Raw genomic sequence first — 17498 nt, 5'->3', positions numbered from 1 at the left:
GCGTTCATATCATTTTCCTTGATGTCACTTTACACATAAGCGTAGCACACGGTCTTATTCACCATCTTCCATCTTGCTTGGCTTGCAATAGCTGAGAAGTTCACTGCGTCAGATTTAAAAAATGATATTCGTCAGAGCCAGAGAACCCTCAACATCGTTCGATGAGTGATGTGAAGGAAAACGTTGAATTTGTGCTTTCAACATTACCCAATTATGTCTTCTCCCGCTCTAATTGTTAGAGATTTCATACACATTTGTATGAATAACCTTGCTGTTATGTAAAGTTGCTGGTGTTCAGGGACCGCTATTATTACTCTCGCTTCTCTCGTAGTAGAGAGATAGCAGCTATCGGAGAAAAACTATATTCCTCAAGTACCTATAACCCTATAGCGAGCTAGGGTTGACATTGAACAATTCGTTTGGGAGGCACCATGCTTACAATGTCACGCAATATATTGGTCTTTATCGCGGCTTGTGTTTATGTCATGCACGGACATGCAAAAACACCAAGGGAAGTCGCGGGAACGGCGACAGTCACGGCCGTCTCATCAGGCCCCTGGACGTCGCCTGCGACGTGGGGCGGGGTTTTGCCCATAGATGATGACCGGGTCTTGATTCCCAGTGGGATTACAGTCACCGTTGACGGTCTCGTTCCAGAAGAATTTAAGTCTATTACAATCGGCAGTGGTGGTAAGCTTGATTTTGCGACTGATTCTAATACTGAATTGAGAACCGAGTATCTGTTTGGTGCGTTGAATAGCCAGCTGGAGATTGGAACAAGTAACAACGGAATATCGAAATCAGTAACAGCGAGTTTAGTGTTTGCAGAACGCGGAGGGACTTCGGAGTTAGAAGACCCTCAGCGATACGCTCCGGGTGCTATTCTCATGGGTTCGACTAAAATGCATGGTGCGAGCAAAACCAGCTGGTTAACTTTAGCTAAACACTTGTCAACCGGTGCTACAGAGTTGGTACTAAGTTCAACACCAAATGGGTGGCAAGTTGGCGATCGGTTGGTTATCGCTGGGACAGATCCTATCACCAATGCTTCTCGATATAGTACGGACGAATTCGAGCGTGATGAAGTTGTCACCATTACTCATATTAACGGTGATACTGTCTCGTTTACCCCTGCATTAGTCAGAGACCATAAGGCGCCATCTCAAGTACCCGATTTAAATGTACATGTAGCGAATTTAAGTCGAAACATCGTTATCTCATCAGAAAATACGAGCGTCAAAGCACTAAGTGGAGAGTTCCATAAACCGCGTGGTCACCTTATGTTTATGCATACATTGGATGTAGACATGCGTTATGTAGAGGCAAGCAACCTTGGTCGCACTGATAAAAGCATTATTTTGGACGACTGGGACTTCAGCGATCTGGATGCGAACAAAAACACAGGTTTTCCTGTTAATAATGGCTTACGCAATCCAAGAGGGCGTTATTCTATTCATTTCCATCGTGGTGGACTGGACACGTCAGTATTTCCTGCTCAGCCTCAAACCCCTCTTGCTACTCCTGCACATGTTGAGGGATGCGTGGTCAATAACGACCCAGGTTGGGGGTACGTAAATCATTCTTCCCGTGTCAATTTTGTCAGGAATGTGAGTTATAGTGTGGTGGGAGGCGCATTTAATACTGAGTCAGGCAATGAAACAGGATCGTTTATCGAAAATATTGCCATTCGTACTGTTAACCCTAGCAATCCAATCATGGCTGCACCAAGGCCAAGGAATTCATACTTTGATGGAGAAACCACTCAGTCCCTCGTTGATCTTAGAGAAAGCCGGCAGGATTTCGCATGGCAGGGAGACGGTTTTTGGTTCCACAGTACTGGGGTTAAGGTCGAAGGTAATGTGGTATCTGGTGCGAGTGGCCATGCGTACGTTTATTGGACTGAAGGGTTGGTTGAGAAGGGGCTTGGCATGGCGAGAGGGAGTATTGATGCTCATGTTCCTGCCTCTGAATTTCCTGTTTTGAACCAAGAGCTTAAGGCGTGGAAGCGGGCATATCCTAACTTTGTTCTGGATGTTTGGTACCTAAAGCCTCGTCCTTTTAAAAACAATACCGCCTATAATTTCGCCAGAGGTGTTCAGACTTATTACACCCATACAGAGTTTCATCGTAAGGTTTCTCCAGCAGAAACAGATCCAAATTTATGGATGAATGACTTACCTCCTATGTATAAAGATCAGCTTAACATGGTGTTTGATGGTACGACTTTATGGAATATCGGCCGTGTTGGATTTGAACATAATCATAGCGCCAATATAACTATCCAAAACTCGAAAATTTATGGCTTTGGTGCACGAACAGGGTTCGAAGACTACGGCAAGAATCCATTGCCAGCCTATGTCAATGATGAACCTGAAGTTATAGGATTAGATCTCGATTATTATCACAATACCCACCGATGGACACTGAGCGATAATCAAGTTGAGGGCTTTTCTGGAAACGCAATTGGTATTTCACTGCCCAAAAATGCGCAAGTAACAATCGATGGCGGCATTTTCAATAATTCAGGGATCGACATTCAAGTGAATGCTGCAAGTGAGCATCTAGTCAACGAGAATGGTGAAGGGTTTGGTGTAGGTATGTTGTCTACGGCTCCCACACAGTCAACAATACTGGTTAAAGGAAACATAGTTTTCAAAAACCCCAAAAATAACATAGTGATGGATGCTGAGATAATCTTCGATGAGGTACCACAGAAAGGTTTTCCAATGATTTCCGGCAAGAAGGTTGACCCGTTGTATTTCTTTGCACCTCAAGAAGTGTTGCTAGATTTTGAACCATTTTTCAATGCCCGAGCGTACTTTGATCAACAAGACGGTGGGTATATTCCATTGGTCTCTGGTTCGTCTGGAAATCTATGCGCAGTCAGTGAGCCTGAAGAGTGCGTTGAGCAACAGTATGCGGACAAGACCAACCGCCAATTAAAATCAGAGTTTAAGCGTTCCTTTCTTGGCGAAATCACACCTGAAAGCGCAACTTTACATAAAGTCGTTAGCGGAGGTAAAGTTTCGGGTATAACACTGTGATACGGTCAATCAAATCATAGCAACACAAACGCTGGAGGTCTTGAGTTTGCTATGGCGTATCAGTTAGCTAAATTTAGAGACGTTGGCACGCTGAACCGTTCGATCTTTCCGTAGAGTGGGATAACTCTAGCGCTATATATGCTAGAGTTATTTCCTAGTTGGTATGACTTGAGTTGATCTTGATGCTCATCATTGACGCAATGTGGTGGATGGGTCGTGAAACGCCTCCTATTTAGACTAGCAGGCTGTATTGAGACAACGGAATCTCACCTATATCTTAAAATTTCATTAAATCAGAACCTTACCTTGCATAACCCAATAGCTTATACCAATCTTATTTCATATTGATGGAAAAGGATTGGATATGTCCGCGAGTTTAATGAAAAAGGTCCGAGGGATAAGGCAGGTTATATTGCCTTCTTTGCTGGTTAACCTTCTTTCTTTAGCCGTGCCATTAACGGTTTTACAAATATACGATCGGATTTTACCGAATCAAAGTTACGGTACTGCCACACTGTTGTTAGTGGGGGCAACGGTGGCGCTGGCCATGGAAGCCTTCATACGATTTGCGCGGACATGGGCTTTATCCGCCGCGGCCAGTAATACAGAGAGTGTGACGTATCAAACCTTGGTCGAAAGAGTGACCTCAGCTTCATCAAGTCACCTTCGCGAGCTCGGTATTGGCGGAGTGGAAGAAGGTTTGGGCTCCGTCTCAAAAGTCAAAGATTGGTATTCTGGTGGCGTCATCGCAGGCTTTATCGATCTACCGTTTGCAATAATTTTTTTAGGATTGGTGGCCTACATTGGCGGTGAGCTCGTGGTGATACCGTTGACGGTTTGGCTAATGACGCTCGTTATTGTTTGGTTTTCTTCGCTTCGTGTGAAAAGCCTAAGTGAAAAAGCATCGCGTGATGAGCAGGAGCGTAAAGCCTTTTTGATCCTAATGAGCCAGACCCTTCAGGGGATCAAACGTCAGGCTGTTGAGTCTCGAATTTTCAATCAGTTTAAGTCTTTAAATAACGTACGCTTTTTGTCTAAGGCGAGAGAAGAACAACAGAATGCCTTTACTCAAGAATGTCTTCAGTTGGCCGCTTTGGCGACATCGGTTTTACTCGTGATCACTGGCAGTCTATGGGTGTTGGATGGTCAGCTTACCACAGGCGGACTGGCGGCATGTTCGATTTTGTCAGGCAGAGCGGTCGCGCCTTTAAGCGCGCTTATTGGGATTAGAATCAAGCTCAATACCATCCATAGTGCCAATCAGGCAATAGAAAAGTTGAGTGACTTAACGGTTTCCCATCGGTTTTTCCCCGGACTTGCGGTTGATGATTCTAGGGCCGATTTTGACGTGCTCGAAATCCAACGGGCGACTATTGAGCGATATGGTGACCTTGCCCAGCTTGATGTGATTCTGAGAGCTGGTGAATTGGTCTTGTTAGACAGTGAAGAGCGCCATACTAACAGTCATTTATTATCGTCTATAGCGGGTATTGATGAGCTAAAAGCGGGTGAATGCTGGATAAATGGCAACACAGTGTCAATGGATTCTGTTGCCAATATAACAGCTTATTGTGGCGTTAAAGGGCAATTGGTGTCGGGTACTATTCTCGACAACTTGTGTGGCTTCGATCCTAGTAAAACAAGGCGCGCCAATGAATATGCTCGTCGTTTGGGGTTAAGCCAAGCAATCACACGTTTGCCCGATGGACTGGAAACACAAATCGGCCATAAGAGTGTTTCTCTCTTGAGTATGGGCAACGTGAAAATGCTCAATATTGCTGCTCAATTGGCGAGCGACAAGCCGGTTGTACTGTTGGAAAGACCCGATGCTTCACTTGATCTTAATGCTTTAAATCATCTGGTCGAGGTGTTGCGGGAAGAGTTGTTGGGGGGGCGCGCGATACTGATGGTGAGCTACCATTCACAACTGCGCGAGTTGGCCAATCGAGTCATTGTTGTGCAGAGGGAACACAAGCAGAGGGTTGTCGCATGAATCGTTTAATTAATCGTCCATCTGGTGATTCGCACGGTCCTCACGATGAGTTGAACTCTCTTGAAGCAGAAAGCCTATCTGTGTTGAGGCATCTGGAAGTGAACGCGAATATCCAGTTGTTTGCGCACCAATGGATCGATGAAAATGGCATCGAGTCCATCGACGATATGTTCGCCATGTTCGATAGACTTGCCTTGCCATATCGCTTGGCGGCTAACTTAGATGAGGTAGGTGACCACAAACTGGTGCTACTGGTTCTTGGGGAGCATTCGCTGGTTTCTGGTCATTTGCATGCCAAGCAGTTTACCGCTTATAACTCCGAAGAAGAACCCGCTGACACGCCTCAATTTTGTATTGCCATTGACGGCCCACCCTTGGAGAGGACTTCTCCTGATTGGGTGGGCGAAAGGTTACATGCGTTTCGCCCGATTATACCTAAATTACTGTTTGTCAGTTTTATCACCAACTTGTTTGCCTTGGCTATTCCTTTTATCACGATGTCGATCTATGACCATGTGATTGGTGGCGATGCAGGACATGAACTACAAGGTATTGCTATTGGAGCTGTATTGTTGTTTGTGATGATGGGCTGGTTAAGAACATTGCGTAGTCGAGTGTTTGCTTCTGTATCCAACCGAGTCAGCCGCGAGATATCTCAGTCCCTTGTGCAGCGACTATTAAGAAATAGCTATGCTCAAAACCAGCAAACGGCCTTGTCTAGTCAACAAAACCAAGTGATGTTATCTGAGCGTATTTCAGGTGTGTTATCAGGACCACTCGGTAATGCGTTGTTTGACTTACCTTTCATTGCCATTTTTGTCCTGGCGATAGGTGTGTTAGGTGGCTGGTTGGTACTGGTTCCAATTGTCTCTTTGGTTCTGTATTACCTGTTAGCTAAGCGTTCGATACGTTCGAGTAGTAAGCGGTCAATGCAATCGACGGTAGCCGGCACCAATCGTCAAAATATGACGAATGAGTTGTCGTCCAAGCTTGCCTTTATTCGCAGTGCTGGGTTTTCAGAGCACTGGATTCAACGCTTCCAAAAAGCCAATCTGCTTGCCTCTACGGTTACGTTTAATCAATCGGTTCTGCAAAGTCGATACACCTCGATTTATTACTTCATTGGAGTGGGTTCAACACTGGCTGTTATGGGCTTAGGTATTGGACTTATTTTCGAGCAAGTGATGACGCCCGGTGGTTTGATTGCATCAATGATGTTGATTTCCAAAGTGACTGGGCCTGCACAGGTGTTGGCCAACAGCGCGATGCGTTTTAATAGCTTTAATCAATCCAAACTGCAGGTCAATCGTATTTTGTTTCAGCCGTCTGAACGTGAATTCAGTTACCAGCATCACCCATTGCCAACGGTTGCTCCGAACTTGAAGTTAGATCAAGTGACTCTCCGTTACCCTAAACAGAGTCGCCCTGCATTGAATGGGGTAAGTTTTGATGTTGAAGCCGGTGATATTGTGGCGATCACTGGCCCCTCTGGGAGTGGCAAGTCCACCTTGATTGAAGTGCTGGCGGGTCTGCAACCGATTCAAAATGGCATGGTTGAGCTGGAAGGCGTTAACCTCGCTCAATACGATCCGCAGCTGTATCGTCACTGGTGCTTCATCCGAGCAGCGTATCCTGATTTGCTCACGCTGAGTATTCGAGAGTGGTTAAGCGATGGGCATCAAGTCGAAGAACAGAAAATGATTTCTGCCATTGAAATGGTGGGCGGTGAGCGCTGGCTCAATACCTTATCTGATGGGCTGGATACGTCGATAAGTCGCATTCAACCGGACAGCCTTTTTGACTTGCTGTCAGGCACGGTCGCGCAGATCCTGATTGACGCGAAAGCCTTGGTTTATGATTACCCAATGTTCCTCATGGATAACCCAGTGCCCGATGCTCATCCTAATGCCAAACGTATATTTGGTGATTTCGTTCAATCGAAACAAGGAAACGCCACCGTGATTTTTACTTCCCACGATCCCGACCTTATCAAGTTGGCAGATAAGGTCGTGGTCTTGAATGAAGGGAGTGTCGTTTATGCCGGTCCACTAGACGCACAGCAGCCTATTGATCCTCAAGTGGGTCACGAACCGCTCTTGACTGAAGAGAAACAGCCATTAACACAGGAGCCTTCGGTTCAACCACATGCCTTCCAGCAGGAGCAAACCCAGTCAAATCAAGGAGTCGCGAATGGCTAAACACCCTATCGATTTTAGCAAGCGCTACGGTGAACTTGTCGAATCACAAAACACTGCTCGCACGTTGGCACTGGCGACATGGTCCGTTGCCTTGTGTGTTATTGCTTTTGTCACTTGGTCTGTGGTCACCCAAGTGGATGAGATCGCTAAAGCAAAAGGTGCGGTGATTCCTGAAGGGGAAAAGCAAGTATTACAGAGTGCTATTGGCGGTAAGTTAAAGCAAATTCTCGTCAAAGAAGGCCAACTGGTCGAGGTAGGTCAACCACTGGTCGAATTTGATGCCACTTTTCAGCGTACGGCGCTTGAAGAATTGAAATCTCAACAAGTGACGCTGCTCGCCAGCATCGAGCGTATGAATGCGTTACTTGATGACAGAGCACCGAATTTTGGGGAGTTTGAGGTCGATTATCCCCAGATTGTGAGCCAGCAAAAGGCGCAACTCAATGCTCAGAAAGGGCTGTACTTTCAAAAACGTATCGTGCTTGAAAAGGACAGCGAGCAGATCGCTGAGCAGCTTCGCAGCGTTGATAATTCTCTGCCTAGCTATGAGAAAGAGCTGAATGCCACTAAGCAAGAACTGACTATACTCGAGAAAGGCTATAAAGCAGGCAACATCTCACGTTTACGTGTGCTTGAAATGCGTCAAAAGCTGGCGAGTATTGAGCAGAAAATAGAAGAAGCCCGTGGCAAGAAATCGGTCCTCATCAAGCAAGCAGACAGCAATGAGCAAAAAATTGAGCAACTGCTCGCTGAGGCCAAAGCGGAAGTGAGTGATGACCGTTCTAAAGCGGTCTCTGACTTATCTGCGCTGAACGCAAGAGTGCGTTCAAGCCAAGCGAAGTTAACCAACACTACGCTAGTCTCTCCCTTACAAGGCTTGGTGCAAAGCCTGCCGAGCACCCAAAATGGGGGCGTGATTCAGCCGGGTGGGACAGTGGTTGAGATCGTCCCTGTCGGTGGTAAAGCGGATTTTAAAGCTCGTTTATCTCCGAGAGATATTGGTTTCGTGAACGTAGGTCAGCCAACTCGAATCAAGATTGATGCGTTTGATTACAGCCGTTTTGGTGCTTTAAAAGGCGAGGTTGAAAGTATTTCACCGACCACTAGCCAAAGTGAACGAGGTGAAATCTATTATGAAGTGGTGGTGTCTGTGGAAACGCCATACTTCCGTGATAACCCTGAAAGCTTCTCTATTCTCCCCGGCATGACGGGTGAGGTAGATATCACGACGGGCGAGAAGTCGGTGTTCCAATACCTTTGGAAGCCAATCTACACCAATATTAGCGTTGCATTTGGTGAAAGGTAATTCAAAGAGTCATAACCGTCTCTTTGTTCAGAATCATACAAGGAACACTCATAAAGAAGGGAGCACATAGCGTGCTCCCTTTTGTTTTCTCACTAATGATTAACCACCCACCATTAGTTATTTGGGTCTATGTCTGGTAGCCCATCTACGTCGTGGTGATGATGGTGTTCATCATCTTGGTTATGGTTATTGGCTGCATCATGGTGTTCAAGTGCATCCGACATATCCAAATGTGCTTGATCGTAATCTGCAGCATGTTGTTGGTCGACTTGTGCAAGCACTATGTCCATGTCAGCAGGGTGATCGTGTGCGGTGCTAGGCGATGCATTTGGCTGAATACCTAGGGCATCCAAGTAAGCCGCAGCACCAACAGGGTGTTCATGGCTAACTTGAGCATGATTTTCCAAAGGTGCGTCCGCACTTAATGAGTCGTCTAAAGTGACCGTAACGTCTTGTACGCTATCTAACGGTGAGAAGTCTGGCTCATCGTGTTGCACTGGCAGCGGTGGTGGAGGCGGCGGATTCACATGGCTTTGAATATGTCCGTGTAAATCTTCTGTTGTTACCGCGGTTACGCCTGTTACTGAGTTATGCGTAGTGACCTCTGTTTCAAAGTAGTGATGCCCGTTGTTGATTGGGTGTGCGGATATGACAACCAAATTCCCATTGGCTGGCACGGTGTAACTACCATCCTGATTAGCATTGATGTTATGCCCGTTGCTTTGCAGCGTTAATCCTTGTTGTAGGTGAGTAAGTCGAATACTCGAAACCGATTCATCATTGGAAGATAAATGTGCTTGGATAGTGACTGGTACTTCATAGTGATCGTTTGCGACAGAAGGGAAGTTCGGTGGCAAGTGACCTTTCAATACCGTTCCGTCACCTAAGATAACATTTTCGATGCTTTCTATTTCCATATTACCTATTTTGTCACTGTGCAATCTTGGTGCATTGTTACGATTATAAGCACCCAGAATAAGCGTATCGCTGCCACTCCCACCTTCTATTTCTTGGTCGGTCAATCGACCTCCTATATACAAGATATCATTACCACTCTTCAGTTCAGCCTCTTCGTGAAGACTACTTTGCACAATGAATACTTCACTCCGTCCGTGACCTTCAATTTCATGGTGCCCTGATACTCTTTGAGCGGATAACCCAACGCTATGGGCATAGGCTTGTACTGTGTTTGCGGTAATACCAGCGGTCACATGGTGAGCATTTCTCGTATCGACAGTAACACTGAGGGTAGGTGGAGTGTAGGGGACTGGATCGGTGTGACCGTTGATGGTCATGATAATCTCTTTCGAAACCTTGCCACCATGCCCGTCATCGACAAGTAATGTGAATTTATCTGTAAGTGTGTCACCGTCGTTTAATGCATCAACTTGAGGGTTGGCATTGTCCAAGTGATAAGCCCAAGTGTTTGTTTGGCTGTCAAATTGAACAGAACCGAATTGAGCACTATGGCTTGGGTCTACAGTTACGCTAACTGCATCACCATCAATGTCATTTATATCAAGTAGCCCTCTAGCGTTCGGGTTAGTGTCTTCATCTACTGAGTGACTGGTACCTATGGTGTGTTCTGAGACAGTAGGTGCATCGTTAGTACCCGTTATCGTAATAACGATGTCATGAGTTGTACCATCTTTTGCTTGTACGGTGATTGTCTCAGTATCAGTTTGTCCTTGTTTTAACTGTTGAACATTCGCGTGGTTGTTATAAAGGTTGTAGGTCCAATGCCCATTACTGTCTATGTGGCCATGTCCGTATCCTTTGCTTCCCACAATGCCTACGCCACCTTGAACGGTAATGAAACCTTGTGTGCCATCAGGGTCAGTAACACTTAATGTGCCAGAGGTTTGGGTATGGGTATCTTCTTGAGCTTGACCTGTGGAATCACCGCTGAATGTGGCAGGATCAGGAACCGCAACGATATTAATTAGATACATGCCGGATTTAGAGTCGGTATGACCATCGTTCGCCGTAAATTGAATGCCTCCAAGCCCACTCGCACCGACGCTATGGTAGTCCTGTGCCGGGGTGTAAACTAAAGACGCTAAATCGGAAGCCGCTACGTCATCACCGACAGAAACTGCTCGCCCATTGAGTGACAATGAGCCATGAGCGATGTTGGTAATGGTAATGTGATGTAATGAATCTCCATCAATATCTGTGTATTTGAAGTCGGCTTTGGTAAAGCTGTGAGGTGTATCTTCCAGTAAGCTGGTAAAACTTGAGCCCACGGTCGGCGTATCATTAACAGCATTCACATCGATGACCATCGATGTACTTGTTGAATCTTTATGTCCATCATTCGCACTGAATTCAAAGTGTGCATAATTAACGCCGCTCTGATTTTGTATTGGCGTGAAGGTCAAATGCCCAGCGTCTAATTCCGCTTTAGAGACTTGTTGATTTGCAGTGACAGCCAGACCGTTGAGCGTTAACAGGCCATGAGAAGGCAATTGAGTGATCGTAATGTGGTTTAGTGCGTCATGATCAGCATCTTGGTAGCCAAATTCTGCGGCGGTGAAAGTATGACTTTGATCTTCATCGCTTGTGACCGTTTGGGGTGTAACCGTTGGCGCATGTTGAGCTGGTGGCTTAACCTCTATTGATAGCGTGTTTTGAGAGAAATCATTGAAAGGTGTTCCGCCATCGTCACCAACTCGATACACCATGTTTGGTACTTTCCCAGTGAAGCCCACTTCAGGAGTAAAGGTGTAGTGACCATTGGCTTCAATGGCTAGTGTGCCAATTCCTGCTATGGCATGAGGATGACCTGGGGTGATAGCCACGTAGTTGCCCGACACAGGATCTTTTATCTGTATATCTTGAAGAATAAGGTGAGCGTTGGAATCAGAGTCCGTTGCTGCTGCCGCTGTACCTTGTGAAGTGCCTACTCCAGAAATTAGATTGCCCTCAATTGGTCCAGTGTTTTGGACGCCCGAGTCAGTGAAGCTATGTATCGTTGGTTTGTCTGTTGAACCACTGATCGTCACGGTAATCGAATGTTTGGTTCCATCTATCGAGGTAACATCAATGCTGTCAGTTAAGGTCTGGCCATTGTCTAAATCTTGAATATTCGTATTGTTGTTGTCGGCTGTATAAGCCCATGTCCCATTTGGCTTAATCAAGAAGTGACCATAGGTACCATCTTGCGATATTTGTTGCTGACCTTTGAGGTCTAGTGCCGCTTCTCCTTGCCCGTCGACATCAGAAATTACAAGGCTTCCACGACAAAATAGTGCATCTTGAATAGTGGATGTGCCGGAAAGTTGAGTGTTGTGGTGGAGGTTAGTATCTTCGACAAGACTCGCTGAATCGCCCGTAAATGTTGCCGTGTCATTAACAGCAGACAGACTCATTGTGGCGGATGTGGGTACCGAAGCGCCATGCTCATCTTTGATGTCATAAGTAAACTGTATTTGTCCGTGATAGTTTTTCTCTGGGGTGAAGTTGAAAGTTCCGTCCAGATTGTCGACCACCTGACCATGATCGACACTCAAATTGTGAACACTCAATTGGCTGTGGTCATCAACATCACTGGCGTGGGCGAGTAAATCCGCCGTTTTCAATGTAACTAGCGTGTCTTCTACGCCTTGAGATAAGCTAACCGCAGAAGTAACGACAGGCGTGTCGTTGGTACCGTGTACAGTGACGGTGATCGTTTGCTGAGCCGTTCCATCAATCGATTCAACCGTGAAGGTTTTCTGGTAGCTTTGCCCCTCACCCAAATGCTGCAGTTTGGCATTGTCTATGGTGTACTGCCATCCGCCACGAACATTAATGGAGAAATGCCCACCTTCTGGTGTATCAACACTCTGAGTAACAAATCCCGCTTGACCATGATCGGGATCGATCACATGTAAATTGCCGCCACTCCACACTTGATTGTGTGTGCCTCCCGGCGCTATGTTGTCTTCGTTGGCGTGATTGTTGAGCGACGAATACTGACCGACAGTGATTCGCGCATTGTCGTCCTCACCTATCACTTTGACAATGATGTTGAGCCTTTGACCGTCGCTTGTTCTAATTTGGTATGGGAACTCTAAAGATTCCCCCTTATGTAAGCTATCAACCAGATCATCCGCATGACGGTTTGTTGCTGATTCCATACGAAATTCGTAAGAACCATCTGGCCAAATATAAAGACTCCCTGGGGCATAACCCTGTCCCATATAACGTCCACTAAATGCGAACTGAGTGTGGTCACCTGTGTCTGGATCGGTTAGTTGTAAATTCCCCTGATAAACTGACGTTTTACTTTTTAATGCCTCAGATTCGGTCATCTGAATCACATTGGATGTGAGTAAGGCTTTGTCATCCGTTCCTTCAATAGTAAAGGTTGCCGTTTGAGGAGTTTGCCCACCATGCCCATCACCAACAATATAATTCACCACAACTTGTTGCGTCTGCCCAGCTGCTAAGTGCTGAAAAGCAGAATGAGTTGCATCGATTACCAACGAGTGGCCGTCAGCCCCAAGGGCAAAACCATCCGGTACATTACCCGTTTGAGTCGAGCCATCGACCGAGTAACCGATATGGGAAATTGACAGTGCATCGCCTTCTTTATCTGTTGCACCAGTGAGTAGGTCAACAGCGTGGTGATTGCTTGAATCTTCTTTCAATCGTTCGGTAATCGGCTGCACATCAGGTCTATCATTAACTGCATCCACAGTCATGGAGGCAGAGGCAGGATTACTTCCTCCATGGGCATCGTTCACTTGATAGTGAAAGTGAAGCAGACCGCTGTAATCCGTTTCTGGAAGTAGGGTATATGTACCGTCGCCATTATCTAAAACTGATCCATGATCCACGGTAAGTTGAGAGATAGAAAGCTGACCTTGGTCGTTATTATCGAGATCAGTGGCATTGGCAAGAAGGTCGGCTTGGGTGATGACTTGAGTGGCATCTTCTTTGCCTGGATTTAGCTGTACATCAGCTGATACTGTTGGAGCGTCATTAGTGCCGTGAATGGTGAGGGTAATGGTATGTTTATCACCGCCTGCACTTTGAACTTCATAACTGACTTGGTGAGTTTCACCCTTACCTAAATGCTGTACATTGCCATTGGGTACACTATAAGACCAATCGCCTGCTTTACCTATTGTGAGTGTCCCACCGTATGGGTCATGCAATGCGTGAGCGTTTCGAGTTGCTCTAAAGTGGTCTTCCCCAGCGTCTGGGTCGACAACATCCAAAACACCCGTTGTAAAGATGGTGTGCTGTGCATCGCCCTGAACATGCTTATCTTCGGTAAGATTTCCACTATCAGTTCCTGAGAAGTGAGCGGCGTCGCCTGTTGGAGTCAGTACCATATTTGCCCCGGTATGCGTTGTACCGGAGTGGGCGTCTTTCACATCATACGTGAAGTGTACTTGCCCGTTGTAGTCTTTATCGGGTGTGAAAGTATAGGTACCATCTTTATTGTCGAGAATAGAGCCGTGATCAGCATGCAAATTAGCGATAGTGAGCTTGCCTGCATCGTTGGCGTCAACGTCAACTGTATTAACCAACAACTCGGTTGCTGTAATGGTTTGAGCTAGGTCTTCTTTACCTGAATTGAGCTGTACTTCAGAAGCGCAGTAAGGTCGGTCGTTACTGCCGTGAATCGTAATGACAATATCGTGCGATGTACTATCTTTTGAATACACGGTAATGGTGTCAGTCAGGGTTTGATTTTCACCAAGCTGGTCGATGGCTGTTCCTCGGGTGCTTGCGAGCCCACCTGTGCTACGAATTTGCCCCGTATCAGCGTGATAAAACCAAGTCCCGTCTTTTCGAAGAAGTAAGTCGCCATATTGGCCAGAATAATTATAGCCGAGTCCGTGTGTATCAAACTCCGCTTCACCTGTATCAGTGTCTGAAATAGTAAGCTTGCCACTGGCTTTAATGGTGCTTCGTACCAAGTGCGCCATGCCTGGTTGGGCATAATCTGGAGACATGTCTTGCCCAGCATTACCTTCGGTTACGTCACCCGTGTCGACACCGCCAATAACGGCAGAATTATTAACCCCTGTAATCGTTATTGAGAGGTTTTGAGTGCTGCTCGCATTATGTTCGTCTGTGACTGTTACGGGCACAGTTAACGTTTTCGTGACACCTGATGCTAACGATTGATAGCTAGAGTGAGCGGGGTTGAAGCTATAGCTGCCGTCCGGGTTAATCACCAAGCCATCAATCTGCGGTGCGCTGTAAGTCAATGTCGCACCAGTATCTATATCGTGACCAACCATTTGTCCATTTAGAACGCTTCCACCTTCAGTCACTGAGTGGGACTGAGCATTGATGGTTGGGGCATCGTTGGTACCATGAACCGTTAGTTCTATCGTGTGTGTTGTACCATCTGCTGAGCGTATAACGGCTGAATCGTGTTTAACTTCCCCTTGCGCTAAGTTCTGTATATTGCGGTTGTCGAGCGTATAGGTGTAATGACCATCACGCATGAGCAGTATGTGCCCACCGAGCTTGGTGTCGTAGCCAATACCTTGATAGGTTTGCGGACCAATATTCGGATCAAATTGAGCCTCTCCCGCATCAGGGTCTTGGATGTTTAATTTGCCGTCGTAATGCAATTGGTAGTGGGTATCTATATACCCACGATCTTCAGTCACTCCCCTTAAGTCAGCATTGGTTTGTGCGTCGGTAATAATCGCGTTATCTGGAGTTGCGGTAAGGTCAAACTTAGCTTGAGTGCTGATGCTACCACCATGGCCGTCAACGACATCATAGGTGAGTCGAATTTCACCGTTAAAATCTTTATCTGGTGTGAAGGTATAAGTACCGTCATTGTTGTCGGTCAGACTGCCGTGGGTCGCTTGGAGATTACTCACATGCAAAGTGTCAGTAGCATCCACATCGCTAGCATGCGTTAGCAAATCAGAAGCTTTTATAGTTACTGGCTGATCTTCTTTTCCTGCAGGAAGCTGAGTCCACGCACTGACGATTGGTTTGTCGTTGCTACCTTGCACATCGATAACAATTTTATGAGTGACTGACGCCCCGGCTGAATCGGTTGCTGTAACCCAGAATGATTCAGTTTGATGTTCACCAGCCGCTAACTTATCTGCCGCACTACCGGTTGAATTATCGAGCTGATAGTGCCAATGACCATTTTGATCAATCGACAGCGTTCCCCATTGGCCTTGAGGTTGGTTGACTGCCCACGCAATGGTGTCGGACTTATCTATATCCGTTGTGATTAAACTCCCTGTCGCATCAGGGACTCCTACTGCGTTTAAACCCTGTTCGATGACTGCACCATTTGAGGCTCCGGACACAATAGGGTGATCATTGGTACCGTTAATAGTGACTGTGATTTGATGCGGTGTACCATCTGCCGAATGAAGGGTAATCGTATCAGTAGCCGTCGAGCCTTTACCCAAGGCTTGCACGGTTGGGTTCACGTTATCTAGAACGTAAGTCCATGAGCCGTCTTTGGTGATGGTTAATGTGCCCAGTTGCCCGTTAACTTGAGTGGCTTGAAAATGGTCCTCTCCAAGGTCCGGGTCTGCTACCGCAAGCTGGCCTTGTACTTGAGTTGTTAGCTCTTCTATGACCGAGCCCGCATCTACTCCAGTAATTAACGCATTGTCATCGTTGCCACCGATCGTCATATCGATAGTTTGCGGTGTGCCGTCTTTAGTGTGAATAGTGAAGCTCTCGTGTAAGGATGTGGCTGAGGTTAACGCTTGAACGTTAGAAAGCGAGTTGTCTACCTGATACTGCCAGTGACCATCTGTGTCTATGGTTAATGAACCATATTTACCTGAGAGAACTTGTGGTGTGATTGAGCTTTCATGTTGGTCAGGATCAACGATGTCAATCTTGCCGTTAGCATGCAGTAAACCTTGTGAATCAATATTGTGATCTTCGGTGACGACGCCGGTTAAGTCTCCGGAAATACTTGGCGTGTCTTGCTGACCTGTAACCGGTATTTGAACAATAATGCTCGATCCGTTGGATAGATGTAACACAAAATGATCAGTCCCTTGTTGATGCTGATTCAATAGAATGTATTGAGGCGATTTGGGGTTTAATACAAATGTATATCGTCCATTTACATCGACATGCAGTTCTCCGTATGTGCCTTTAATGACCTCGGGCACAAAGGTAACAGGTACATTTTGGGCTGGAGGCGTGTCTGAGTGAGCGGGCTGACTTTGCCCTACAGAGGATATAGTTGGCATCGAAACGGAAGGGATGTAATGGATTTGTGGATGAGGGAATGTGGATAAATGATGAGAAGAAGTAAGGTGAGTGTGCGAACTGTCACTTGACTGATGTGTGCTTAAAGTCGCACTCGTATGACTATCACTTGTTTTACGATCTTGATGAGTAACTCCTATGGTCTCCGCTTTGCTAGGCTCTTTGATTACCGCTTTTTCTGTGACGCTATGTGTGGTGGCGAGATCAGCGTCATTGCTAGATTGGTCGACAACCTCAGCTTTGGATTGCTTAGCCAATGATGGCAAGATCATCATCAGAGATTGAAAAAGGGGAATGTTAACCTTGAGACGAGAATGCAGTCTGAGTTTCTTTTTTTTTATCTCATCGCTTTTTTTGTTTTTTATTTGTGTATTTTTATCGTTAACTGTGACGTTGTTTTTGTTAGCCATCTTTCTATCCGTGAATCTTGTTTGCACCTTGTTTAGTAAAGTGCACAGATAAGGCTTTCGCTAGCTAATTCAATAATTTTTATTTAAAAAACTAAGAGTTAGGAACACTCGCCGTTTTTTAATGTGAAGGTAGCAAATGTCTTGCAAGTTGCTGTTGTGGAATCAGTACTTAACCGAACAGTGGGTGGCATATACAATGAGCGGATTGTGAAGCCAAACGACTAGGGTTTCATAAAAGGTCTTTAGGACACTATGCAGGCAATCCAAGCATTAGCTTGAACTGCATCACTGTATAAACGTTAGAAAAAACAAACAAGCATTCCCTAGCTATAA

General features: G+C 46.0%; 5 protein-coding genes. 4 read left to right on the top strand and 1 reads right to left on the bottom strand.

Annotation, left to right across the window (positions count from 1 at the left end):
• The first annotated feature begins 431 nt into the window (after window positions 1–431).
• From TW84_RS07890 to TW84_RS07875, 4 genes are all read left to right on the top strand, one after another.
• On the top strand, window positions 432–3044 hold the full coding sequence (locus TW84_RS07890) for a G8 domain-containing protein (RefSeq protein ID WP_045975113.1): 2613 nt from the start codon (window positions 432–434) through the stop codon (window positions 3042–3044).
• A 364-nt stretch (window positions 3045–3408) separates the two neighbouring features.
• Window positions 3409–5037 carry an ABC transporter transmembrane domain-containing protein gene (locus TW84_RS07885; protein WP_045975112.1) on the top strand — a complete coding sequence of 543 codons (1629 nt, stop codon included), beginning with the start codon at window positions 3409–3411 and terminating at the stop codon, window positions 5035–5037.
• Window positions 5034–7235, top strand: a complete 2202-nt coding sequence (locus TW84_RS07880; RefSeq protein ID WP_045975111.1) for a peptidase domain-containing ABC transporter — start codon at window positions 5034–5036, stop codon at window positions 7233–7235. The genes TW84_RS07885 and TW84_RS07880 overlap by 4 nt, the downstream gene beginning before the upstream one ends.
• Window positions 7228–8541 carry an HlyD family type I secretion periplasmic adaptor subunit gene (locus tag TW84_RS07875; RefSeq protein ID WP_045975110.1) on the top strand — a complete coding sequence of 438 codons (1314 nt, stop codon included), beginning with the start codon at window positions 7228–7230 and terminating at the stop codon, window positions 8539–8541. Before TW84_RS07880 ends, TW84_RS07875 begins: the two co-directional genes overlap by 8 nt.
• Window positions 8542–8654: 113 nt before the next feature.
• Here TW84_RS07875 and TW84_RS07870 read toward each other — a convergent pair whose 3' ends face one another.
• Entirely contained in the window at window positions 8655–17165 is an 8511-nt protein-coding gene (locus tag TW84_RS07870; protein ID WP_045975109.1) for a VCBS domain-containing protein, read from the bottom strand.
• Window positions 17166–17498 lie beyond the last annotated feature (333 nt).

The organism is Vibrio neptunius, assembly GCF_000967495.1.
In the GTDB taxonomy this organism is placed as follows: domain Bacteria; phylum Pseudomonadota; class Gammaproteobacteria; order Enterobacterales; family Vibrionaceae; genus Vibrio; species Vibrio neptunius.
The sequence above is the reverse complement of the archived record's forward strand: the minus strand, read 5'-3'. Positions and strand labels throughout refer to the sequence as shown.